This is a genomic window from Candidatus Pelagibacter sp. (assembly GCF_052046145.1).
Taxonomy (GTDB): domain Bacteria; phylum Pseudomonadota; class Alphaproteobacteria; order Pelagibacterales; family Pelagibacteraceae; genus Pelagibacter.
Genome location: NZ_JBNGZR010000001.1, coordinates 586,150 through 606,900, shown reverse-complemented (window position 1 = coordinate 606,900; position 20,751 = coordinate 586,150). Strand labels below are relative to the sequence as shown.

Sequence of the window (20,751 nt, the reverse complement as noted above, 5' to 3'; positions counted from 1 at the left end):
ATGAGAATTAATTTAACTAAAAAAGACTTAGTTAATTTAGTTTATATGCAGCTTGGTTTCTCAAAACAAATATCTGAAAATTTAATTGAAGATTTTTTATCAACGATTGTATCCAATATTAAAGAAGAAAATAAATTAAAATTATCTAAATTTGGCACTTTTTCTATAAGACAAAAAAAATCAAGAATTGGAAGAAATCCAAAGACAAAAGAGGTAAAAGTAATTTCAAGTAGAGATGTTGTTTTGTTTAAACCATCAAAAGAATTTAAAGAATTCATTAATTTGAAGGATAATGAATAAATTAGATAGTGCTTACAAAACTATTGGTGAAGTAGCTAAAATATTAAATCTTAAATCTAATGACAAAGGAGCTTTACCGACCCATATTATTAGATTTTGGGAGACTCAATTTAAACAAATTAAACCAAAAATATTAAATTCTAATAGAAGGTATTATGATGAGAAAACAATAAATCTTTTAAAAAAAGTTAAATTTTTACTTAAAGATCAAGGTATGACAATAAATGGTGTTAAAAAAATATTAAATAATGAAGATTCTTTAAAGCTTGACGAAATTGCAGATAAATCTATAAGGACTGAAAATTTAAAGATTAAGTTAAAAAAAATTTCAGATAAATTAAAAGATTTAAAAAATGGCAAAAAAAACACACGTTAAAGTAAGAATGGTACCTGAGGCGAAACCAGATAGTCCTTACTTTTATTACGTCAAAAAACCTGCTGGAGGCGAGAAAGCTAAAGTAAAACTTTCAGCAAAAAAATACAACCCAGATACAAGAAAACACGAAATGTTTGTGGAAAAAAAGCTTCCACCACATAGTAAATAATTACTTCCTTTTAAAGTTTCTTTTTTCGTAATCGATATAAGATAAAATCATATTTTTCCAAATACGATTAGTTATTTTTGGATCAATCTTTAGTTTCTTAGATTTTGAGTGAATTTTTTTAAGTATAAAATTGATACGTTTTTTATCCACTATTTCTTTTTTAAATTCTTTAAGTTTTAAAACTTCTTTTACAAGATTTGTTCTAAATTTAATCAATGATAACAACTTATTATCTAACTTATCTAATTTAGATCTTATTTTTTCTAATTTTTTTTTGTTTTTAGGCGACATTTAATTTATTGGTATAATTAATAATTATTATATTTATCTAATCATGTACAGCCAGAATTATTCTTTAAATTCTCAATTAAAAATTTGGATGATCACTTTATTATTAATGATTGTGCTTATAATTTTAGTAGGCGGCTTAACCAGATTAACTGACTCTGGCCTATCTATAACTACTTGGGAGCTTTTTGTTGGTACATTGCCTCCTTTAACAAGTGATAAATGGATAGAATACTTTGATCTTTATAAAGCAATACCTGAATTTAAAGAACAAAATTTTAATATGACTTTAAATGAATTTAAAATAATTTTTTGGTGGGAATGGGCACATCGTCAATTGGGTAGATTAATTGGTTTAACTGTTCTTTTGCCAATGATTTATTTTACAATTAAAAATGGTGTTTGGATTTTAAGAGAATATTCAATTATTTTTTTCTTAGTGTGTTTTCAGGGATTTATTGGATGGTACATGGTTTCAAGTGGTTTAGTTGATAGAGTTGATGTTAGTCATTATAGATTGTCACTACATTTATTTATTGCTTTTATTATTTTATCTTTAGTTTTTTGGAAGTTTTTAAAACTAACAAATATAAAAATTAATCAAATTAATATAAAATTAAATTTAATTAAATTTTTTCTTTTATTATTATTTTTACAATTAATAATTGGAGCATTTGTTTCTGGAATGGATGCAGGAAAAATTTACAATACTTGGCCTTTGATGGGCTCATCATATTTCCCGGATGACAGTGTAATCAATGATTTGTTTAATTTCACAGTCTTTGATGATCAATCACTAGTTCAATTTATTCATAGAAATTTAGCTTATTTAATAGTTGTATTATATTTTTACATACTTTTTTTTGTTTTAAAAAATGGAAATCTTAATTTAAGAATTCCAATTTTTGTTATTGGAATTAGTTTAATATTTCAAATTGTTTTGGGAGTTCTAACGATTTTATCTGGAGTAAAAATGCTCTATGCATCTCTACACCAGATAAATTCTATTTTAATAATACTTTCAACTTTGTATTTTCTTTATATTGTAAAATATAAAAAAACTATTTATTAGTTTTTATTTATAGACATTAAAACTTAAAATTAACTTACAGCTTTTAAATTACCCTTTGAAGATTTATTCAATGCTTGATCAAGATCCTCAATAATATCATCGATGTGTTCAATACCGATACAAAGTCTTACATAACTTTGGGTAACACCTGATGCAGCTAGTTCTTTCTCATTTAATTGACTATGAGTTGTACTTGCTGGATGAATTGCTAAACTTCTAGCATCACCAATATTAGCTACGTGGTAGAACATTTTTAATGACTCGATAAATTTTTTACCAGCTTCAATTCCACCTTTAAGCTCGATACCAATCATTGGTCCATTTCCACCTTTAAGATATTTTTTTGCTCTATCGGCAATGGGTTTATCGTGCTCTGTAGAATAAATAACTTTTGTAACTTCTTTATGTTTTTTAAGAAAATCAACAACATACTCGGCGTTAGCACAATGTTGTCTCATTCTTAAAGCAACCGTTTCAAGTCCTTGAATTATTGCAAAAGCATTATCTGGAGCCAGAGCTGAACCCAAGTCTCTCAATAAACAAACTCTTGCTCTAACAGCGAAGGGGACATTAGCACCAGTTAATTCCGGTACAGCTTTTCCCCAAACAACACCACCGTAACTTGCATCTGGTTCGTTAAATAACGGTTGTCTTTTAGGATCTGCAGTCCAATCAAAGTTACCACTATCAACTATACTTCCTGCAACTGCTGTACCATGACCACCTATATATTTTGTAAGTGAGTGAATTACTACTGCAGCTCCATGTTCAATCGGTTTGCATATTACTGGTGCAGCTGTGTTATCCATGATTAATGGTATATTATATTTCCTTCCAATATCAGAAACTTCCTTTATTGGAAAAACTCTTAAATATGGATTGGGTAGAGTTTCGCCATAAAAAGCTCTAGTTTTACCATCTATTAACTTTTCAAAATTTTCAGGATTATTTGGATCTGCATATCTTATCTCTATACCAAGTTTACTAAGCGTATGTGTGAATAAAGATACTGTTCCACCATAAAGATCGGTTGAGCTCACTATATTATCACCGGCTTGGGCTACATTTAATACAGCAAACGTTGAAGCGGTTTGGCCTGAAGATACAGTTACACATGACAGACCTCCTTCAAGAGCGGCAACTCTTTTTTCCAGGACATCATTTGTAGGGTTCATTATACGAGTGTATATGTTACCAAATTCTTTAAGAGCGAAAAGGTTAGCAGCGTGCTCTGTGTTGTTAAATTGGTACGATGTTGTTCTATAAATTGGAACAGCTACTGCGTTTGTCGCTGGATCACTCCTATAGTCACCACCATGTATGGCAATAGTTTCAGGGTTATTTCTTTTTTTAGTCATTTTACTCCTTTTTTAGTGCTTCAACATTATGTTAGGCGCACAATACAGTTCAAATGCCTACCGATTTAATTTATTTTTTGAAATTTCCATTTTAGCAGTTATAAGCCCGCAATAGGATCAAATCGGCAAGAGATTTCTAGCATATAAGCTACATAATTCAAGCTAAATATAAAATTGACTTTGTAATTATTAATAGTATTAATCCTGGCACAATGACAAAATTCACTAAAAAAGACCAACTATCTTCATCTTGGTATGAAATAGACGCAAAGAATGCAGTAGTTGGAAGATTAGCAACTGTAGTTTCAAATATTATAAGAGGTAAGAATAAAACTACATACACTCCTCATATGGATGATGGAGATTTTGTTGTTGTTAAAAATATTGAACAAGCAAAATTTACTGGAAAAAAATTTCAAGATAAAAAATATTACAGACACACTGGTCATCCAGGTGGAATTAAAGTTACAACACCTGAGAAACTTCACGAAAAAAAACCTGGAGAAACTTTAAAAATGGCAGTTAAAAGAATGTTACCTGGTGGAGTATTGGGTAGAAAACAATTAACAAAATTAAAAATCTATGCAGGAAATGAACATCCTCATTCAGCACAAAATCCAACAGTTATCGATTTAGACAAATTAAATAGTAAAAATATAGCAAGAAACTAAAATGGAAAATACTCAATCAGCTTCAAAATCTCCTAAATTAAAATTAGATTTTAAAGATAGCAAATATGCTACAGGAAGAAGAAAAACGTCAATAGCTAAAGTTTGGTTAAAAAAAGGTTCTGGTAAAATTTATGTTAATGGGAAATTATTTAGTGATTATTTTGCTGATGAAACTCATAAAATGCAAATTACGAGACCTTTTGAAATTATAAATCAAGCTACAGACTATGATGTAAGATGTAGTGTAAAGGGTGGAGGTCCAACAGGCCAAGCAGGAGCTATGGTTCATGGTATTTCAAAAGCTTTAGTATTATTTGATGAAAACCTAAAAGCCACCTTAAAAACAGAGAAACTTACTACCAGAGACTCAAGAGCAGTTGAAAGAAAAAAACCTGGTAGAAGAAAAGCTAGAAGAAGCTTCCAATTCTCTAAAAGATAATTTTTTTTTAATTTTTAACTGTTATAATAAAAAATGCCTAAGCTTAACGCATTAGTTGCTGGATCAACTGGATATATTGGTGTTCAATTAATTAAATTATTAGTTAAGCACAAATATATCAATATTAGATACCTTTGCGGAAATTCCTCTGTAGGTAAAAACATTAAATCTTATGATAAATCTTTATCTAAATATAAATTACCAAAAATTTTAAAATTTAATAAAAAATTATTAAAAGACGTAAATGTTATTTTTACAGCACTTCCAAATGGGGAAGCACAAGATATATCTAAACATTTAAGCAAAAATCATACTCTGATCGATCTTGCTGCAGATTTTAGATTAGAAAAAGCTTCTGATTATTTAAAATGGTATAAACAAAAACATCGAGCAACTAATTTAATAAAAAAAAGTATTTATTTACTTCCTGAAATTAATAGAAAAGAGATTAAAAAATATAATATTATTTCATGTCCAGGATGTTATCCAACATCAATATTGCTTCCTCTATTTCCTTTATTTAAGAAAAATTTAATTAAATTTAATAACATTATAATTGATTCAAAATCTGGATATTCAGGTGCTGGTAGAGGTGTTCACAAAAAATATAAAGATAAAAATCTATATCATTCTTTGAGCGCTTATGGGGTCGGTTTTCATCGTCACAATTCTGAAATAGATCAAATGTTAAGAAAATTTACTAAAAAAAAATTTCAATTTAGTTTTACTCCTCACTTATCACCAATGTTTAGAGGCATTTTGAGTACTATATATGTTGATTTAGAAAATAATATTTCACAAACAAAAGTATTAAAAACATTAATTAGTTTTTATAAAAATGAAAGTTTTGTTAAAATATTAAAGTCAGGCACATTGTTAAGCACCAATGAGGTAATAAATACTAACAATTGTTATATTTCAGTGTGCAAATCTAAATATAGTAATAAAATAATAATTCTGTCTGCTATTGATAATTTGATTAAGGGTGGGGCGGGTCAAGCTGTACAAAATTTAAATAATAAATTTAATTTTCCTGAAAAGACTGGATTAAAATGAGAATATTTATAATAATTTTTTTTTCATTAATATTAGCCAATTGTTCTTTAAACAAAGATTCTCAATATTGGACAGAAAATTCTATCGAAAAAAAAAATAATCAAAAAAAATTAAATGAAATATTAAAAAAGGCAGACGATATAACGTCAATGACATTAGAGGAATATGAGATTTATATAGATGACTATACAAAAAAAAGTAAATATCCAGATATAAGTAAATGAGTAAATTAATTAATATTGCAGTAGTAGGACTTGGTCAGGTTGGCAATTATTTGCTAAACGAACTAAATACAAAAAAGAGAGATATTGAGCTTAAAACAGGTAAGAAAATAAATGTAGTTGCTGTATCTGCAAGAAGTATTAATAAAAAACGAAAATTTAAAGTTAATAAAAAAATATTTTACAAAAATCCTTTAGAAATTTTTAAAAAAAATAACATTGATATATTATTCGAAGCTATAGGTTTATCAGATGGAGTTTCTAAAAAAGTTGTAGAAACTGCTTTAAAAAGTAAAATCCATGTTATTACACCTAATAAAGCTTTAATATCAAAACATGGTAATGAGTTAGCAAAACTTGCAGAAAAAAATAAAGTTAATTTGGAATTTGAAGCATCAGTTGCTGGAGGTATCCCGATATTAAGATCTATTAAAGAAGGATTAGCAACAAATAAAATATCAAAGGTTTATGGAATTCTGAACGGTACCTCAAATTATATTTTATCTGAAATGGAAAATTCAAATGAAAATTTTGCTGAAGTTTTAAAAAAAGCACAGATACTTGGTTATGCTGAACCTGGTAATCCTAAATTAGACTTAAATGGTTTTGACGCTTTTGCAAAAGTAAGAATTTTGTCTGCTTTAGCCTTTAATAGTAAAATTTCAAAACATAAATGTTTAATGGAAGGAATAGAAAAAATTGAATTAAAAGATATTAAAATTGCAAATCAATTAGATTTAAGAATAAAGCTACTGGGAATTTCTGAGTTAAAGAATAATCATCTTTTTGAAACTGTTCATCCATGTTTGGTTAGTAAAAAATCTTATATTGGTAATGTTAACGGTGTAATGAATGCAGTAATTCTGCAAGGTAAACCTGTTGGAGAAAGTGTATTGCAAGGGGAGGGAGCTGGACCAGGCCCTACTTCTTCATCATTACTTTCTGATTTATTATCAATTTTGCGTGGAAATATAAAAAAACCTTTCGGTGTTAGTGTTTCTAAGCTTAAATCTTTAAAGCCATATAATGTAAATAATTATGTAAATTCATTATATTTAAGATTTGAGGTAAAAGATAAGCCTGGTGTATTATCCGAAATAACTAATCGTTTAGCTAAATACAAAATTTCAGTTAAAAGGTTAATCCAGACACCTGATAAGAAAAACAATAAGGCAACAATAGTTATTATAACTCATAAAACATCTGAAACTAATATTCATAATTGCTTGTCTATTTTCAAAAAAAATAAAAATATTTTAAAAACACCAACATTAATTAGATTGCTTGGTTAATGGAAATTTATTTAAAACTTTTTGAAGTTTTATTTCCAGTATTCCTAATAGTAGGTCTTGGATATCATTTGGGTAAAAAAAATCCCAATTTTGATACATCATTTATAACTACATACGCTGGTAATTTTGGAACTCCAGCTCTCGTTATTTTTGCTATTACTGCAGGTGGAGTAACTTTTGATTTATTTAGTGAATATTTTGGTTACGCAATTATCTTATTAACATTATTTGGGATTGTAGGTTTAATTTTTCTTGTTCTTATGAAGAAAGATTATATTCGTGAATTACCAACTTTTATCTTACCAAATACTGGAAATATGGGTATTCCGATTTGTTTATTTGCCTATGGTGAATTAGGAATGGGTATAGCAGCAGCAATTTCATCTCTAATTGTTTTACTCCACTTTACTTTAAATATTTTTTTAGCAAAACGAGCCTTTGATTTTAAAACAATATTAAAAAGTCCATCATTTTATGCAATTTTAATAACAGTACTCTTTTTGTATTTTGAAATTCCATTTCCTCAATTTGTATTAAATACTGTAATGCTTTTAGCTTATGGAATGATTGTAATGATCCTTATGTCGCTAGGTGTTGCTCTTACACAAATGAAAGTATTTTCTTTTAAAGATGCATTAATAACTTCTTTTGGAAGAGTAATATTAGGTCCTATTATAGGATTTGCTGTTATAAAATTTTTTAATTTATCTGGTATACCAGCTGGTGTTTTATTAATTCAATCTTGTATGCCTAGTGCAATTTTATGTTATTTGATTGCGCACATGTATTCTCCTAAAGAAATTGTAGATAATATATCTAGCACAATTGTAGTATCTACAATCATGTCCTTATTCACTATTCCGATTACATTATTCTTTGCTTTAAAATACTTCTATTAAGAGATATCCTTCTTTTATGAAGGCTATAATTTTAAATGCATCTGCTTGGATGATTGTTCCTGTAATGGATGCTTTTGCTAAATATTTAAGCTCATCTATGGATGTTTTGCAGATAACGTGGGCAAGATATTTTTTTACTGTAGTCTTTACATTATCCCTAATGCTTATCTTTTATAGGCATTCATTAGTTTGGACGAAAAAACCAGCCCTTCAATTAATTAGAGGATTAATTTTTGTTTTTTCTACTTATTTATTCTTTTATGCAATATCGGAAATTTCACTTCCTAAAGCCTTAACCTTAGCTTTTGTTGCTCCAATTTGTGTTACAGCCTTATCTCCATTTTTTTTAAATGAGAAAGTAGGGGTGAAGAGGTGGACTGCTGTATCATTAGGGTTTATTGGAACTTTAATTGTAATCAGACCTGGGTTTATAGAACTTAATTTAGCTACCATGGCTGCTTTAGGTAATGGAATTTGCTATGGGTTTTATCTTATTATCACGAGGAAGCTCAGTACCTCTGACAATCCTCTTTTAACCCTTTTACTATCAGGTTTAATAGGAACCATTATAATTAGCCTATTTATGCCCTCAGTTTGGGTTAATCCTACGTCAAATCAGTGGATTTTAATGGCTTTAATCGGCCTTATAGCCTCTGTAGCGCATCTTTTTCTCATATTATCACTCAAATACGCTGATGCTTCTAAATTAGCTCCTTTGGGCTATACAGAGATAATTACCAATATACTAATTAGTTATTATTTCTTTCATGAATTACCAGATAACTGGACTTATTTAGGTTTATTTATCATTGTTCTTAGTGGTCTATATATTTCTAGAAGAGAATATTTGCTCAATCATTCTAATTAATAGTAAATAAATAGTTACTAGTATATAATGTAATACTTTAATATATTAAATTAAATTATTGTAATTATTACATTTTTTAATATTTAATATATAGATAAATTAATACAAATTATCACATAAATTACTATTATCTTAAATAGATAAAGACATAAATAGCAATATTAATAAAGAAAATAAACAATAATACTTAAAAGTGTTTAATACCAATGGTTTTATTAGCTAATTAAATACTAAATTCAAAATTCTTATTTTAATAAGTGAATAGGGGAACGAAAATTTTTAAAAATTCTATAAAAATTGATACTAAATTTTGCCTTGGTATCATTGAAAAGTAGAGCAATGCAGTTATAGAATATATGTTTTAAACGGCCATAGAGGTGCTTTATTTTGTTATATCTCGATATATAGTGCAACTGAAGGGTGAATATCACTATTTATGTTTAAATAAGCTTAAATATTAAAAAAACGTTGATTTTACTAGTCTTTTTGACTATAAAATAGGCCAAAAAAGCCGCTAAATATCAACTTTTTCGGATCTCAATAAACGCAGTTTTGTCTTAATTCCACCTGTCCCTGAGTATCCACCAAGGCCTCCATCGGACCGAATTACTCTATGACAGGGTATTTTGGGGGCATAAGGGTTTTTTCCACATGCATTAGCTACAGCACGCGCTGATTTAGGGCTTTTTATAGCTATTGCTACCTGTTTATAGGTTTTAACGGTGCCTTTTGGTATTGTTTTAAGGTAATTCCAGACTTTTAATTGAAATTTAGTACCTTTCATCAATAAAAATTTAAAATAATGAAACAAACTATAAAGAAAACAGTTAAAATTGAAAGATAAATAGTTTCAAGAGTTTTTCCAGATTTTCTATAATTAATAAAGCTTAATATTGCAAAACCAAAAGATGTTATTAGGAAATATATCGGTTCAATTATTCCGTCTATGCCCATCCATAAGTTATATTTCATCATTATTGAGCTCGCAATATCATTAATTGTCCCTAAAAAATGACTAATTATTTCATTTGACATTAGAAAACTCTTAATATATTACTAATGATAATTAATTGTTATCAATAGTAATTATATGAATGAAATAACAACAGAACTAAAAACACTTCATGAGGCAACTCTAAATAACCTTAAAAGCTCTAAGGCAAACAATACTTTAAGAGCTTATAAATCTGATTTCAAAGACTTCAGACTTTTTTGTGTAAATCATGGGTTAAATTCATTACCAACGGAGCCAAAAATAGTTTCCTTATATCTAACCCATCTCTGTAAAAACTCAAAAATAAGCACGTTAAGACGAAGATTAGTATCAATAAGCATGGTTCATAGACTCAAAGGGCATTATTTAGACACTAAACATCCAATCATCGTTGAAAATTTAATGGGTATAAGAAGGGTCAAGGGAAGTATTCAGAAAGGTAAAAAACCTATATTAATCAATCATTTAAAATCAATTATAAATGTAATTAATGAACAAAAATTTGATGATATAAAAAAACTAAGAGACAAATCAATAATCTTAATTGGCTTTGGAGGAGGCTTTAGAAGAACAGAACTCATTTCAATTGATCATGAGGACTTAGAATTTGTTCCCGAAGGTCTAAAAATTACTATTAAAAGATCAAAAACTGACCAATTCGGAGAAGGTATGACCAAAGGACTACCCTACTTTGATAATAAAATTTACTGTCCTGTTACGAATCTAAAAAAGTGGTTAGAAATTTCTAAAATTAAGTCTGGGCCTATTTTTAAAAGATTTTCAAAAGGTTTATCATTAACAGATAAAAGATTAACTGACCAATCTGTAGTTATATTAATTAAAGAGTATTTGAAGTTAGCAGGTATAGAAAACAAAAATTTTGCAGGACATAGTTTAAGATCGGGTTTTGCAACAGCAGCTGCTGATTCAGGCGCTGATGAGCGAAGCATAATGGCCATGACAGGTCACAAAACAACACAAATGGTAAGAAGATATATTAGAGAGGCAAATATATTCAAAAATAATGCATTAAATAAGATTAAAATATAAATTATGTTTAATTAGTTTTAGAAAATTTTATGATATATAAATCTTAATTTACATTTAATAAGGTCCAAATAGTAATACAAATTTTTTTTTGGTTCGTATAATTTATCAGTGTAAATTTCATTAGATCTTAAATAATATTTTTTGAAAAATTTAATACTAATACCCCACTTTAATAGAAAAACTTTAGCACCGTTATTCCAAACTTTTTTTCTTAAAGATATTGATGAAAAATGATAAACTCTACACTTTCCTAAGCCTTTAAAAATTCTAATTCCTCTTTTCCATAATTTCATATTAAAATCTGGATCAGATCCCAAACCTGGAAAAAATTCTTCGCTAAATCCATTTACACTATCCCAAGTTGATTTTGCAATAAGTGAGGGTTGCCAATGAGTTCCTTGAAAATCCTCAAACTTTATTAAAGGAAGCTCATTTAATAATTTTTTTTCATTGAATGTTTCAGGATTTTTTCCACAGTCTATATTTATTGGACCATTAGAATTTTGAACCATAGTCCCAGATAAGAAAAAATTTTTATGATTAATTTTATTTAATTCATTTACAAAATAAATATCCCAATCTGGACAAAAATACATATCATCATGACCCAATACAATATATTCATTTGATGAAATTTTTGCAGATTTATTGTATGCACTACAAACACCTTCATTTTTGGATGAAAAAGTATATTTAATGCCTGAATTTTTAACATAATCAAAAGTTCCATCAGTTCCTTCATTAATATGAATAATAATTTCATGTTCATATTTTGAATTTTTTTTAATACTATACAAGCATAGCTTTAAGAAATTTAAATTATTAAAAGTGGGAATTAAAATAGAAAACATATATTTTTAGTAAAATTAACTAATAATTAATTTATTCCATTTTTTTACTATTTGCTCAAATTTGTATTTAGAACTAAAGTTAACTGAAGATTTTGATAGTTTGGCTTTATCTTTTAAACTTAATTTTAAAAATTTAATAATTTTTAAATGAATTTTATTAATATCATTAACTTTATATCCATTTTTATTGTTAATTATTATTTCGTTAAGAGCTGTTTCTCCCAAAGATATTACAGGCAAACCCATACTCATACCCTCAATAGCGTTTAAACAAAACGTTTCATCATAACCTAAACAAATCATGCCTACACTTTTTTTATAAAAATTCAAAAGGTTATTTCTAGGTAATCTTCCATGAAAATAAATATTGTAATTAGTTAAAAAATTTTTGTTAATATTTTTATTAAAAATATGCAGTTCACAATTTAAATTTAGAGGGTGAATCTTATTAATCCATACATCAATAAAATCTTCTAAACCCTTATTTCTTTGAACCGACCAAACAAATATATTTTTCTTAGAATTATATATTTTTTTAAATTTAATTTTAGAATAAATACTGGGTAAAAAATTAGGTATAATAAATCTTTTTTTAAAATTATAAATTTTTGATGTGTTATCTTCTAAATATTTACTTACAAAAACGGTTTCTATTTTATTAAACATAATTGGAAAAAATTGTTTTTTTCTTATTGCTTTTTCAATTTGAAGCTTATTATGTAACCATAAAATTTTCCTTTGTGCTTGGATTTCATTAAAAACAGAGGCATCGTTAGAACTAATAACTATATCCCAACATATTTTTTTAATACCTTTTGTAATCGAATTAATTAGCTTAACATTATATGTTTTTTTTAAATATAAAAATAATTCATAGTTTAAAATTTCAATTCCACCTAATTTATTTGGTTCAGTAAAATTTTGTTTAGTATTTACAAATAATAAGATTTTCATTAAAGATATTAAAAACTAATCCCACAAAAATTTTTCTCTTGATCTTATATTCATGGTTTTTGAAATAATGTATTTTGATACTTTTTCTGAATTAAATTCTTTCAAATATTTTTTTTTACCGTTATTAGCAATTAATTTTCTTTCTTTATCGTTTTCAATAAAATATTTAATCTTTCTAACTAAATCATTAAAATTTTTATATATAACTATTTCTTTATTATTAAAAAAATCTTGATATTTTACATTTTTATGAATTAATGTTAGCAGTCCATTCCCCATGTATTGAGCTATCCTATCACTACTATAGTATTTGAAGGGCTTTCCCCTACTTAAATTTAATCCTATTTTAGATTTTGATATTTTGTTTAGAAAATTATCCCCCCATATTGGCTGTATATTATTTACACCATAAAAATCATATTTAATTTTATTTATCTTTAAAAGTTTTTTTAAAATTTTTTCTCTATCATCATATTTACCTGATTTAAGATTTCCTCTGTGTACACCGTGGCTCATTGCAAAAAAAACATCATTGTCCAATTTTTTTTTTGAATTATTTAAAATTTCAAATGATCGATCTGCAGGATTTGGAATAAAAAAACATTTTTTAATATCAAAATCTAAAGATTTTGGATCAGATGTTATAAAAGTAGAATCAATTAAATCTATTTTATCTAATATTCTTTTTCGATTATTTAAATAATCCGGACCATATCTAGACAATGGATCTAAGAACCATTGAGCAATTTTGATATTTTGATTTCTTTCTCTTAAAATTTTTAAAGTTTTTTTTTCAACTTGGTCAGCATGACCTAATATAATTAAATTGGGTTTAAAATTCTCATAAATATCAATTATTTTTTTATTTAAATTTTTTTTTGAGGATGGATCTAAAATAGTTCTACTTGATGAAATTATATCTCTATCACTTAGTTGGTATACATTATGACCTAGTCTAATCAAACCATTGTTAATTCTTTTACCTGTATTATAATGCAATCTACCATTAAATCTTTCATTAAAATTAGTTATGTGTAAAATTTTTAAACATTTGTCATTTATTTTATAATTTTCATTATTCAAAAGTAATTTCTTTCTAATATTATCTAATAAATTTATAGAATTCTGGTTAGTGAGTTTAAAATTTTTATAATTTTGTTTTTGAAATTCAATTAATTTTTTTTTATTTTTGATTAAAAAACTTATTTTTTTAAATAATTCTTCTGATGTCATTTTTTTTAGTACAATGGCATGATCAGTAGTTTCTTTAAGTCCACCTGTATCACTTCTGATAACCGCACACCCTCTACTTGAAGCCTCTAAACTAGATCTTCCAAATGGTTCGTCCCAACGTGAAGGAACTACAGATATGCTAACTTCCTCAAGTTTTTTAAGAACAAATTTATTACTTTTAAATCCTGCATTTATTAGATTTTTATGATAATAAAATAATTTTTGTCTAGGTTCATTTCCAATAACAATACCTTTCCAATCACTGTAACTATCAAGAATTTTTAAAATTGCTTCCCCAAATAAATCATATCCTTTTGAAGAATTAAGCTTTCCTACAAAAGATATAATTTTTTTCTTTTTAGAAAAATTTATTCTAACTTTTGTTGTCGATTGTGGAATTATTTTGATTTTATTATCATTTTTATAAATTTTCAAACCTTCCAAAAATTTTAATTTTGTCCAACTGCTGTTAAATATTAACATATCAGAATTCTTAATGAGATTTTCTCTTTCTTTAACTGTTATAGAGCCCTGCATTTCTATAGGATTATTGTGAAAGAAAAGAATTTTTTTTGTATTATTTAATTTTAATAAATATTTCAAATAATGCGGTCTATTGTGAATTTCTAAAATATCAATTGTTTCATTTTTAATACTTTTTAAAAAATCTTGAACATAAACTTTACTTGAACTCTGAAAAAATTTTTTTTTTAAAGATAAATTTTTATAATTTTGAGATAAAGGCTTATGAGTAGTAGAACCATAAATTTTTATATTATCCTTATATTTACTTAAATTATTTACACCATTAACAAAAATTGAAACTGCACCTGTATCAAATTTAGAATAATTCTCTTTATAAGGTAGAAGTATAGCTATTTTCATATTATTTAAACTTATCTAAGTATTCAAATTTAATTTTGTTTCTCAACGTTCTATTTTTTTTTAATAAGATTTCACTTTTAATAGCTTCAGATTTTGATGCACATTTTAACTTATATATTATTTTCCATTTTCTTCCTCTTGTAAATTTAGCACCTTTACCATTATTGTGAAGTTCTAGCCTCTTATTCAAATTATTTGTATAACCAACATAAGAAATTTTATCGTCGGTATCTAATAACATGTATAGAAAATATGTCATTTAGTGGCGGTCCCTAGGGGAATCGAACCCCTCTTTCGAGGATGAAAACCACGTGTCCTAACCGATAGACGAAGGGACCGAATTGCTGCTTTTTATTGTATAATCAACAATTAATCAAGTATATCATTATAAATTTTGTTTTAGTTTTATTACTTTTTTAAGACATGACGATTTATGAGTCACTAATGTCTCTGAAACAAAATCATTACCTTGTATTTCGATACCCTTTACCAAATCGCCTGAAGTAATTCCTGTCGCACAAAAAATAGAATCGCCTGTGACTATTTCGTTTAATTCATATTTTTTTCTTAAATTATTTATACCCATTTTTTTTGCTCTTGATTTATCCTTTTCTGTTTTAAACAAAAACCTACCTTGAAAATTACAATTAAATGTATCCAAAGCAGCTGCGGCAAGCACACCCTCAGGGCCACCACCAATACCTAAAAATATGTCAACATTATATTTTTCATCTGTTACTAACAATGCTCCCGACACATCACCGTCTGTAATTAATTTCAAATTAACTTTTAATTTTTTTAGTTCTTCAATTATCTCTTTGTGTCTTGGCCTATCAAGAATACATGCAGTTAATTCTTCTGGTTTTTTATTTAAATAATCACTTAAATTGGAAATATTTTGTTTAACTGTATAATCTAAATCAATAACATTTTTTTCAGTTATTTTAGTTGATATTTTTTCCATGTAAGTTTCTGGAGCATTAAATAAACTATTTTTTTCTGCAACAGCTATTACAGATAATGCTCCAGGTAAATTGTTTGCTGCAAAATTTGTGCCTTCCAATGGATCTACAGCTATATCAAATTCAGGTCCATTGTTTGTACCAAGTTTTTCTCCAATATATAACATTGGAGCTTCATCCAATTCACCTTCTCCTATTACTATATGACCTTTCATTTCTAAGTTGTTTAATTCAGATCTCATGGAGTCTACAGCTGCTTTATCAGCTGCAATTTTATCTTTTTTTCCAATCAAATATGATGATGCTAATGCTGCTTTAGAAGTTATATTAACAAATTTATCTATAAAATTTTTATCTATAGTCATTAAGCTTTTTCATCTATTAATTCTTCTTGATTAATTTTAGACTCAAATTCTCTTAATCGTTTATAAACACTAGCAAGTTCAATTATAGTTGGCCATGCTTTCAATATATATTGCATAGAACCCTCTACTCTACCAAAAGCTCTTATTATTTGTTGCATAACACCAAGAGTTACTGCTCCAGCAACTATAGCAGGTGCTAAAAAAACATATGCTGACAAAACATTTGCCTGTAAATATGCTATTCTTCCAATATTAAAATACAAATATCTAATATAACTTAAAAAATGTATACTTCTAACTCCATCAAATAATTCTTCTATTGTTTTAGGTCTTATAGTTCCATCATCTTCAGCAATCACAAGTATTTTCCTATAGGCTGCTTCTTTTTTTTGTAGATCGTATTCAACACCTACTAATCTCAAAACTAAACCAAGTACAATTAAAAATATTGTTCCTCCAACCGACCAAATTAAAGCACCAACTATTAAACCATAATCCCAATCACCAAAAAAGAATATTGGTATTCCTATACTTAATCCAAATAAGATGGGCATAAACTCAATAAGTATCATTAAAGCTTCAATTAGGCTGGTACCTAGAGACTCCATTATTCTCGAAAACTTGATGGTATCCTCTTGAACTCTTTGAGCTGCACCTTCAATTTTTCGAGCTTTATCATAAACACTATGATACCACTCAACCATAGCTGTTCTCCATCTAAACAAATAATGTGAAGTAAAAAAACTTACTATTACTGCTACACCAACGTACATAGCTGCTAACGTTATGAAAGACAATAAACTTGCCCAGTACTCTTCTATAGTAATAGAGTTTGGGGCTCCAAGAGCTTTTTGAATCATATCATAAAATTCACCAAACCATTCATTAATTTTAACGTCTATCTTAACTTGTATCCAAAGAGATGATAAAATAACAGCCGAACCTATCCAAGACCAAAGATACCAATTTTTTTGTGTGAAAAATCTAAACATTAATTATTTCAAAAAATTATCTGCGTAAGATTTTTTTACAGTTTTTCTTTTTTTAGGTTCTATTAATTCAAAATCAATTTTTTTTTTATTTGCATAATTAATAGCTAATTCTCTTGATGAAAATTCTAATTTTAATTCTGTATAAGTGTCAGATGAACTTTCCCAACCCATCAAAGGATTTTTTGTTGGATCTTTGGTTTTAAATTCTAAAATCCATTTATCATTCTTTGCTAATCCTGATTGCATTGGATTTTTATTTGGAATGTAAATTATAGCTTTTTTCATAAATGATGGTCGGAGTGGCAGGATTCGAACCTGCGACCCTCTGGTCCCAAACCAGATGCGCTACCAGGCTGCGCTACACTCCGATCCGAGTACTAATACAGCAGTTATTGATAATTTCAATGTATAAAGATACCAAAATTAAAAGAAATTTGAATAAAATCTGGTATATAACGAAGCATGATAATTACTTGTCCAAATTGTAACAAGCAATTCAAAATTGATAATTCTTTAATACCAGATGAAGGTAGAGATTTGCAATGTGGATCATGTGATCATATTTGGTTTTATAATGTCCAAGAAAAAAATAACGAAGTATTAGAGTTAAAACAGGAAATTATCAGTGAAGACATTGAAACAAAAGCTGAAAATAAAGAGGATAAAATAGAAGAGAAACAACAACCAGAAGAAATAATTAAAACTGAAATAAATAATAAAAAAAAAGAAAAAAATTCAGAAAAACAAAAAAATACAAGTACACTTAAAAAAACAGAAAATAAGGGAAGTAAGTTTTTTTCTTATTTAATAGTATTTATTATATCTCTTGTTGCATTAATTATCTTGGTAGATACTCTAAAAACTCCACTAATTAATGTATTTCCAGGAATAGAAATTATACTATTTAACCTTTTTGAAACATTGCAAGATATAAAACTATTTATTATAGACCTAATTTAATTTTTTATGATTAATTATATATCTAAGCCTTTTAGATGGTTTTTTAAATTAGAAGCTGCCAGTGGACTTGTATTATTGTTTGCTGCGATAATTGCATTATTTATAAGCAATTCTGTACTAGCAGATTTATATTTTGCTACTCTAAATAAGTATTTGTTCATAGGTATTAATAATTTTGGATTAAAGTTATCAGTATTGCATTGGATTAATGATGCCTTGATGGCGATTTTCTTTTTCTTTGTTACTTTAGAGATTAAGAGAGAATTTTTACAAGGTGAACTTTCTAATATTAAACAAGCTTTATTGCCTATAATTGCTGCTGTAGGGGGAATGTTAGTTCCTGCACTGTTTTATGTTTTTATAAATTTAGGCGATAGTGAAACTTTAAATGGATGGGCAATTCCCTCAGCAACTGATATCGCTTTTTCTTTAGGAGTTTTATCTTTGTTAGGTAAAAGAGTTCCTTTGTCATTAAAAGTATTTTTAACTGCATTAGCTATAATTGATGATTTAGGAGCAATAGTAATTATCGCCTTATTCTATTCTGGAGATTTGAGTATTAAGTATTTAACTTTAATGTTATTAGCTTTTATTGTTTTGTTATTAATTAACAAATTTAATATTAAAAAGTTTCTACCTTATTTGGTTGTAGGACTATTCCTTTGGGATTTTACGCATAACTCAGGAATACACGCTACTATTGCTGGTGTCTTGTTAGCCATGACAATACCTCACAGAAAAAAAGAAAAAGATTTTTCTTTATTAATAAAAATTGAACATGCAATTAGTCCATATGTTGCTTTTGGAATAATGCCTTTATTTGCATTTGCCAATGCTGGTGTATCTCTAGAGGGTTTATCGTTTGCTTCATTACTTGATAAGGTTCCACTAGGAATCGTATTAGGTCTATTCCTTGGTAAACAACTAGGTGTTTTTGTATTTTCTTACGTTTCTATAAAATTGAAAGTAGCACAAATGCCAAACGACACAAGTTGGTACAATTTTTATGGAGTAGGAGTTCTTACTGGCATTGGTTTCACAATGAGCTTATTTGTTGGAAATTTAGCTTTTGTTGAAAATATGCAATATATGGATGGTGTAAAAATAGGTGTGTTAACTGGATCATTGTTATCTACTTTATTTGGTTATTTTTTAATATTACTTACGCCAAATAAACCTAGCAAATGAGAAAAATAATATTTCTATTATCTATAATTATGCTTTTCTTTAAAACTTCAGCAACTGCGAACTATGAAAAAATAATTTATGAATTCAGAATAGAGAGCATAACTGGAGAGACAATTAATTTTAAAGATTATAAAAATAAAGTTATTTTAGTTGTAAATACAGCAAGTTACTGTGGATTTACAAAACAATATGATGAATTACAAGAATTGTGGGATTTATATAAAGAAAAAGGTTTAATTGTTCTTGGTGTTCCATCTAATTCATTTAATCAAGAAAAAAATAACAATAAAGATATCAAAGAATTTTGTGAAGTAAATTTTAATATTAGCTTTCCTCTAACTACATTAACTGAAGTTAAAGGTAAAAATGCTCATGAACTTTTCAAATGGGCAAAAAAAAATCATGGTAAGTCGGCTGAACCAAAGTGGAATTTTCATAAAATTTTAATTAATAAAGAAGGTAAAGTTCAAGATACATTTGCATCATTTACAAAACCAACTTCAAAAAAAATAATTAAAGCCATAGAAAATATCTTATAAGTTTATTGTTAATCCATCATGTGCAGGAATAACATTTTTAGGTAACATTTTTTTAAGCACTTTATAATCTAATACTGGAGATAAGTTAGTAAGAATAGCTTTTTTAGGTTTGAATTTTTTAATTACAGCAAGTGAAGTTTCTAAATTAAAATGTGATGGATGATAATTGTACCATAAGCAATCAATAATTAAATATTGAAGATTTCTAAAATATTTATGATCTTTATTATAAATTTTACTTACATCACTTATATAAGCTAATTTTTTATTAATTATAAAGCAATTTGATTTCACTTTACCATGCTCAACCATAATTGATTGAATACCAATTTTTTTATTATTATTTTTTGTAAATATTTTTTTTGGTAGTTTATTGAGTTTTAGTGTTGCAGGATATTCTTTTGAATAGCTTTTAAATATATAGGAAAATGTAGAATTTAGATATTTTGAAGTATATTTATCTGCGTAAACATCAAGCTGTTTTTTACTGTTTATATAAAAAGATCTTAAATCATTTATTCCATGAGTTTGATCACCATGCATATGAGAATATAATACTTTATTAATTTTTTTTATTTTTTGTTTTAAAAGTTGTTGTCGTAGGTCAGGAGATGTGTCTATAAGAATATTCTCATTTGTGGTTTTTATTAAAGCTGAACATCTTGTTCTATAATTTTTTTTATTATTAGGATCACAATTTCCAAAGAAACCATCTGGTCTTGGCACACCCATTGAACTACCACAGCCTAAAATAATAAATTTCATTAAT

Annotated in this window: 27 protein-coding genes, 2 tRNA genes and 1 riboswitch; of the genes, 15 read left to right on the top strand and 14 right to left on the bottom strand. The window is 27.0% G+C overall.

Features of this window, described 5'->3' with window-relative positions:
• The 3 genes from ACTT88_RS03205 to ACTT88_RS03195 are packed head-to-tail and all read left to right on the top strand — an operon-like array spanning position 1 to position 845.
• Positions 1–300 (top strand): integration host factor subunit alpha, encoded by a 300-nt coding sequence (locus tag ACTT88_RS03205; protein WP_440907908.1) that lies wholly within the window; start codon positions 1–3, stop codon positions 298–300.
• Entirely contained in the window at positions 290–676 is a 387-nt protein-coding gene (locus ACTT88_RS03200; protein WP_440908620.1) for a MerR family transcriptional regulator, read from the top strand. Before ACTT88_RS03205 ends, ACTT88_RS03200 begins: the two co-directional genes overlap by 11 nt.
• The gene (locus ACTT88_RS03195) at positions 654–845 is read left to right on the top strand and encodes a 50S ribosomal protein L33 (protein WP_023853780.1); all 192 of its coding nucleotides are present in this window, start codon (positions 654–656) and stop codon (positions 843–845) included. Before ACTT88_RS03200 ends, ACTT88_RS03195 begins: the two co-directional genes overlap by 23 nt.
• On the opposite strand, the gene ACTT88_RS03190 is transcribed toward ACTT88_RS03195, so the two are convergent.
• On the bottom strand, positions 846–1,136 hold the full coding sequence (locus ACTT88_RS03190) for a chorismate mutase (RefSeq protein ID WP_440907907.1): 291 nt from the start codon (positions 1,134–1,136) through the stop codon (positions 846–848). It lies immediately after the preceding gene.
• 43 nt (positions 1,137–1,179) lie between these two features.
• Between ACTT88_RS03190 and ACTT88_RS03185 the strand changes: the two genes are divergently transcribed.
• Complete coding sequence (locus tag ACTT88_RS03185) at positions 1,180–2,205, top strand: COX15/CtaA family protein (protein ID WP_440907906.1); 1,026 nt, start codon at positions 1,180–1,182, stop codon at positions 2,203–2,205.
• Between the two features lie 29 nt (positions 2,206–2,234).
• Here ACTT88_RS03185 and ACTT88_RS03180 read toward each other — a convergent pair whose 3' ends face one another.
• The gene (locus ACTT88_RS03180) at positions 2,235–3,563 is read right to left on the bottom strand and encodes an O-acetylhomoserine aminocarboxypropyltransferase/cysteine synthase family protein (RefSeq protein WP_440907905.1); all 1,329 of its coding nucleotides are present in this window, start codon (positions 3,561–3,563) and stop codon (positions 2,235–2,237) included.
• A gap of 1 nt (position 3,564) precedes the next feature.
• A riboswitch (SAM riboswitch) is annotated at positions 3,565–3,631 on the bottom strand.
• Between the two features lie 144 nt (positions 3,632–3,775).
• On the opposite strand from ACTT88_RS03180, the gene rplM reads away from it, so the two are divergent.
• Genes rplM through ACTT88_RS03145 form a run of 7 tightly spaced genes read left to right on the top strand, consistent with a single transcriptional unit; the run spans position 3,776 to position 9,009 of the window.
• The gene (gene rplM, locus ACTT88_RS03175; RefSeq protein ID WP_440907904.1) at positions 3,776–4,234 is read left to right on the top strand and encodes a 50S ribosomal protein L13; all 459 of its coding nucleotides are present in this window, start codon (positions 3,776–3,778) and stop codon (positions 4,232–4,234) included.
• Position 4,235: 1 nt separating this feature from the next.
• Positions 4,236–4,673 carry a 30S ribosomal protein S9 gene (gene rpsI / locus ACTT88_RS03170; protein WP_440907903.1) on the top strand — a complete coding sequence of 146 codons (438 nt, stop codon included), beginning with the start codon at positions 4,236–4,238 and terminating at the stop codon, positions 4,671–4,673.
• Positions 4,674–4,706: 33 nt separating this feature from the next.
• Positions 4,707–5,729, top strand: coding sequence for an N-acetyl-gamma-glutamyl-phosphate reductase (gene argC, locus ACTT88_RS03165; RefSeq protein WP_440907902.1), 1,023 nt, complete (start codon positions 4,707–4,709; stop codon positions 5,727–5,729).
• On the top strand, positions 5,726–5,953 hold the full coding sequence (locus ACTT88_RS03160; RefSeq protein ID WP_440907901.1) for a hypothetical protein: 228 nt from the start codon (positions 5,726–5,728) through the stop codon (positions 5,951–5,953). The genes argC and ACTT88_RS03160 overlap by 4 nt, the downstream gene beginning before the upstream one ends.
• The gene (locus tag ACTT88_RS03155; RefSeq protein ID WP_440907900.1) at positions 5,950–7,242 is read left to right on the top strand and encodes a homoserine dehydrogenase; all 1,293 of its coding nucleotides are present in this window, start codon (positions 5,950–5,952) and stop codon (positions 7,240–7,242) included. Before ACTT88_RS03160 ends, ACTT88_RS03155 begins: the two co-directional genes overlap by 4 nt.
• The gene (locus ACTT88_RS03150) at positions 7,242–8,141 is read left to right on the top strand and encodes an AEC family transporter (protein WP_440907899.1); all 900 of its coding nucleotides are present in this window, start codon (positions 7,242–7,244) and stop codon (positions 8,139–8,141) included. Before ACTT88_RS03155 ends, ACTT88_RS03150 begins: the two co-directional genes overlap by 1 nt.
• Before the next feature lie 16 nt (positions 8,142–8,157).
• On the top strand, positions 8,158–9,009 hold the full coding sequence (locus ACTT88_RS03145) for a DMT family transporter (protein ID WP_440907898.1): 852 nt from the start codon (positions 8,158–8,160) through the stop codon (positions 9,007–9,009).
• Positions 9,010–9,523: 514 nt separating this feature from the next.
• On the opposite strand, the gene ACTT88_RS03140 is transcribed toward ACTT88_RS03145, so the two are convergent.
• Together ACTT88_RS03140 and ACTT88_RS03135 are read right to left on the bottom strand one after the other, a co-directional pair.
• Complete coding sequence (locus ACTT88_RS03140) at positions 9,524–9,793, bottom strand: methylated-DNA--[protein]-cysteine S-methyltransferase (RefSeq protein WP_440907897.1); 270 nt, start codon at positions 9,791–9,793, stop codon at positions 9,524–9,526.
• Positions 9,793–10,044, bottom strand: a complete 252-nt coding sequence (locus tag ACTT88_RS03135; RefSeq protein ID WP_440907896.1) for a hypothetical protein — start codon at positions 10,042–10,044, stop codon at positions 9,793–9,795. Before ACTT88_RS03135 ends, ACTT88_RS03140 begins: the two co-directional genes overlap by 1 nt.
• Positions 10,045–10,099: 55 nt before the next feature.
• On the opposite strand from ACTT88_RS03135, the gene ACTT88_RS03130 reads away from it, so the two are divergent.
• A complete protein-coding gene (locus tag ACTT88_RS03130; protein WP_440907895.1) occupies positions 10,100–11,053 on the top strand; it encodes a site-specific integrase in 954 nt (317 codons plus the stop codon).
• 17 nt (positions 11,054–11,070) lie between these two features.
• Here the strand turns inward: ACTT88_RS03130 and ACTT88_RS03125 are convergent, their stop codons facing one another.
• The 9 genes from ACTT88_RS03125 to ACTT88_RS03085 all read right to left on the bottom strand — a co-directional run bounded on the left by ACTT88_RS03125 (position 11,071) and on the right by ACTT88_RS03085 (position 17,663).
• Positions 11,071–11,904: a glycosyltransferase family 2 protein gene (locus ACTT88_RS03125; protein ID WP_440907894.1), complete on the bottom strand. Its 834-nt coding sequence runs from the start codon at positions 11,902–11,904 to the stop codon at positions 11,071–11,073.
• 15 nt (positions 11,905–11,919) lie between these two features.
• Positions 11,920–12,858 (bottom strand): glycosyltransferase, encoded by a 939-nt coding sequence (locus ACTT88_RS03120; protein WP_440907893.1) that lies wholly within the window; start codon positions 12,856–12,858, stop codon positions 11,920–11,922.
• A gap of 15 nt (positions 12,859–12,873) precedes the next feature.
• A complete protein-coding gene (locus ACTT88_RS03115) occupies positions 12,874–14,976 on the bottom strand; it encodes a glycosyltransferase family protein (RefSeq protein WP_440907892.1) in 2,103 nt (700 codons plus the stop codon).
• A gap of 1 nt (position 14,977) precedes the next feature.
• On the bottom strand, positions 14,978–15,235 hold the full coding sequence (locus ACTT88_RS03110) for a GIY-YIG nuclease family protein (RefSeq protein ID WP_440907891.1): 258 nt from the start codon (positions 15,233–15,235) through the stop codon (positions 14,978–14,980).
• A gap of 4 nt (positions 15,236–15,239) precedes the next feature.
• Positions 15,240–15,314 (bottom strand) — tRNA-Glu (locus ACTT88_RS03105).
• Between the two features lie 47 nt (positions 15,315–15,361).
• A complete protein-coding gene (gene glpX, locus ACTT88_RS03100; RefSeq protein WP_440907890.1) occupies positions 15,362–16,303 on the bottom strand; it encodes a class II fructose-bisphosphatase in 942 nt (313 codons plus the stop codon).
• The gene (locus ACTT88_RS03095; RefSeq protein WP_440907889.1) at positions 16,303–17,295 is read right to left on the bottom strand and encodes a putative transporter; all 993 of its coding nucleotides are present in this window, start codon (positions 17,293–17,295) and stop codon (positions 16,303–16,305) included. Before ACTT88_RS03095 ends, glpX begins: the two co-directional genes overlap by 1 nt.
• A gap of 3 nt (positions 17,296–17,298) precedes the next feature.
• The gene (locus ACTT88_RS03090; RefSeq protein WP_440907888.1) at positions 17,299–17,580 is read right to left on the bottom strand and encodes an ETC complex I subunit; all 282 of its coding nucleotides are present in this window, start codon (positions 17,578–17,580) and stop codon (positions 17,299–17,301) included.
• A 6-nt stretch (positions 17,581–17,586) separates the two neighbouring features.
• Positions 17,587–17,663 (bottom strand) — tRNA-Pro (locus ACTT88_RS03085).
• A gap of 94 nt (positions 17,664–17,757) precedes the next feature.
• Between ACTT88_RS03085 and ACTT88_RS03080 the strand changes: the two genes are divergently transcribed.
• Genes ACTT88_RS03080 through ACTT88_RS03070 form a run of 3 tightly spaced genes read left to right on the top strand, consistent with a single transcriptional unit; the run spans position 17,758 to position 19,982 of the window.
• The gene (locus ACTT88_RS03080; protein ID WP_440907887.1) at positions 17,758–18,255 is read left to right on the top strand and encodes a zinc-ribbon domain-containing protein; all 498 of its coding nucleotides are present in this window, start codon (positions 17,758–17,760) and stop codon (positions 18,253–18,255) included.
• A 6-nt stretch (positions 18,256–18,261) separates the two neighbouring features.
• Entirely contained in the window at positions 18,262–19,443 is a 1,182-nt protein-coding gene (gene nhaA, locus ACTT88_RS03075; RefSeq protein WP_440907886.1) for a Na+/H+ antiporter NhaA, read from the top strand.
• Entirely contained in the window at positions 19,440–19,982 is a 543-nt protein-coding gene (locus ACTT88_RS03070) for a glutathione peroxidase (protein ID WP_440907885.1), read from the top strand. Before nhaA ends, ACTT88_RS03070 begins: the two co-directional genes overlap by 4 nt.
• Here the strand turns inward: ACTT88_RS03070 and ACTT88_RS03065 are convergent.
• Positions 19,977–20,747 (bottom strand): MBL fold metallo-hydrolase, encoded by a 771-nt coding sequence (locus ACTT88_RS03065; protein ID WP_440907884.1) that lies wholly within the window; start codon positions 20,745–20,747, stop codon positions 19,977–19,979. The two genes, ACTT88_RS03070 and ACTT88_RS03065, sit on opposite strands and share 6 nt — an antisense overlap.
• Positions 20,748–20,751 lie beyond the last annotated feature (4 nt).

Coding starts and splice junctions, on each gene's coding strand:
- ACTT88_RS03205 (WP_440907908.1), top strand. CDS start 1: ATGAGAATTAATTTAACTAAAAAAGACTTAGTTAATTTAGTTTATATG.
- ACTT88_RS03195 (WP_023853780.1), top strand. CDS start 654: ATGGCAAAAAAAACACACGTTAAAGTAAGAATGGTACCTGAGGCGAAA.
- ACTT88_RS03190 (WP_440907907.1), bottom strand. CDS start 1,136: ATGTCGCCTAAAAACAAAAAAAAATTAGAAAAAATAAGATCTAAATTA.
- ACTT88_RS03185 (WP_440907906.1), top strand. CDS start 1,180: ATGTACAGCCAGAATTATTCTTTAAATTCTCAATTAAAAATTTGGATG.
- ACTT88_RS03180 (WP_440907905.1), bottom strand. CDS start 3,563: ATGACTAAAAAAAGAAATAACCCTGAAACTATTGCCATACATGGTGGT.
- rplM (WP_440907904.1), top strand. CDS start 3,776: ATGACAAAATTCACTAAAAAAGACCAACTATCTTCATCTTGGTATGAA.
- rpsI (WP_440907903.1), top strand. CDS start 4,236: ATGGAAAATACTCAATCAGCTTCAAAATCTCCTAAATTAAAATTAGAT.
- argC (WP_440907902.1), top strand. CDS start 4,707: ATGCCTAAGCTTAACGCATTAGTTGCTGGATCAACTGGATATATTGGT.
- ACTT88_RS03160 (WP_440907901.1), top strand. CDS start 5,726: ATGAGAATATTTATAATAATTTTTTTTTCATTAATATTAGCCAATTGT.
- ACTT88_RS03155 (WP_440907900.1), top strand. CDS start 5,950: ATGAGTAAATTAATTAATATTGCAGTAGTAGGACTTGGTCAGGTTGGC.
- ACTT88_RS03150 (WP_440907899.1), top strand. CDS start 7,242: ATGGAAATTTATTTAAAACTTTTTGAAGTTTTATTTCCAGTATTCCTA.
- ACTT88_RS03145 (WP_440907898.1), top strand. CDS start 8,158: ATGAAGGCTATAATTTTAAATGCATCTGCTTGGATGATTGTTCCTGTA.
- ACTT88_RS03140 (WP_440907897.1), bottom strand. CDS start 9,793: ATGAAAGGTACTAAATTTCAATTAAAAGTCTGGAATTACCTTAAAACA.
- ACTT88_RS03135 (WP_440907896.1), bottom strand. CDS start 10,044: ATGTCAAATGAAATAATTAGTCATTTTTTAGGGACAATTAATGATATT.
- ACTT88_RS03130 (WP_440907895.1), top strand. CDS start 10,100: ATGAATGAAATAACAACAGAACTAAAAACACTTCATGAGGCAACTCTA.
- ACTT88_RS03125 (WP_440907894.1), bottom strand. CDS start 11,904: ATGTTTTCTATTTTAATTCCCACTTTTAATAATTTAAATTTCTTAAAG.
- ACTT88_RS03120 (WP_440907893.1), bottom strand. CDS start 12,858: ATGAAAATCTTATTATTTGTAAATACTAAACAAAATTTTACTGAACCA.
- ACTT88_RS03115 (WP_440907892.1), bottom strand. CDS start 14,976: ATGAAAATAGCTATACTTCTACCTTATAAAGAGAATTATTCTAAATTT.
- ACTT88_RS03110 (WP_440907891.1), bottom strand. CDS start 15,235: ATGACATATTTTCTATACATGTTATTAGATACCGACGATAAAATTTCT.
- glpX (WP_440907890.1), bottom strand. CDS start 16,303: ATGACTATAGATAAAAATTTTATAGATAAATTTGTTAATATAACTTCT.
- ACTT88_RS03095 (WP_440907889.1), bottom strand. CDS start 17,295: ATGTTTAGATTTTTCACACAAAAAAATTGGTATCTTTGGTCTTGGATA.
- ACTT88_RS03090 (WP_440907888.1), bottom strand. CDS start 17,580: ATGAAAAAAGCTATAATTTACATTCCAAATAAAAATCCAATGCAATCA.
- ACTT88_RS03080 (WP_440907887.1), top strand. CDS start 17,758: ATGATAATTACTTGTCCAAATTGTAACAAGCAATTCAAAATTGATAAT.
- nhaA (WP_440907886.1), top strand. CDS start 18,262: ATGATTAATTATATATCTAAGCCTTTTAGATGGTTTTTTAAATTAGAA.
- ACTT88_RS03070 (WP_440907885.1), top strand. CDS start 19,440: ATGAGAAAAATAATATTTCTATTATCTATAATTATGCTTTTCTTTAAA.
- ACTT88_RS03065 (WP_440907884.1), bottom strand. CDS start 20,747: ATGAAATTTATTATTTTAGGCTGTGGTAGTTCAATGGGTGTGCCAAGA.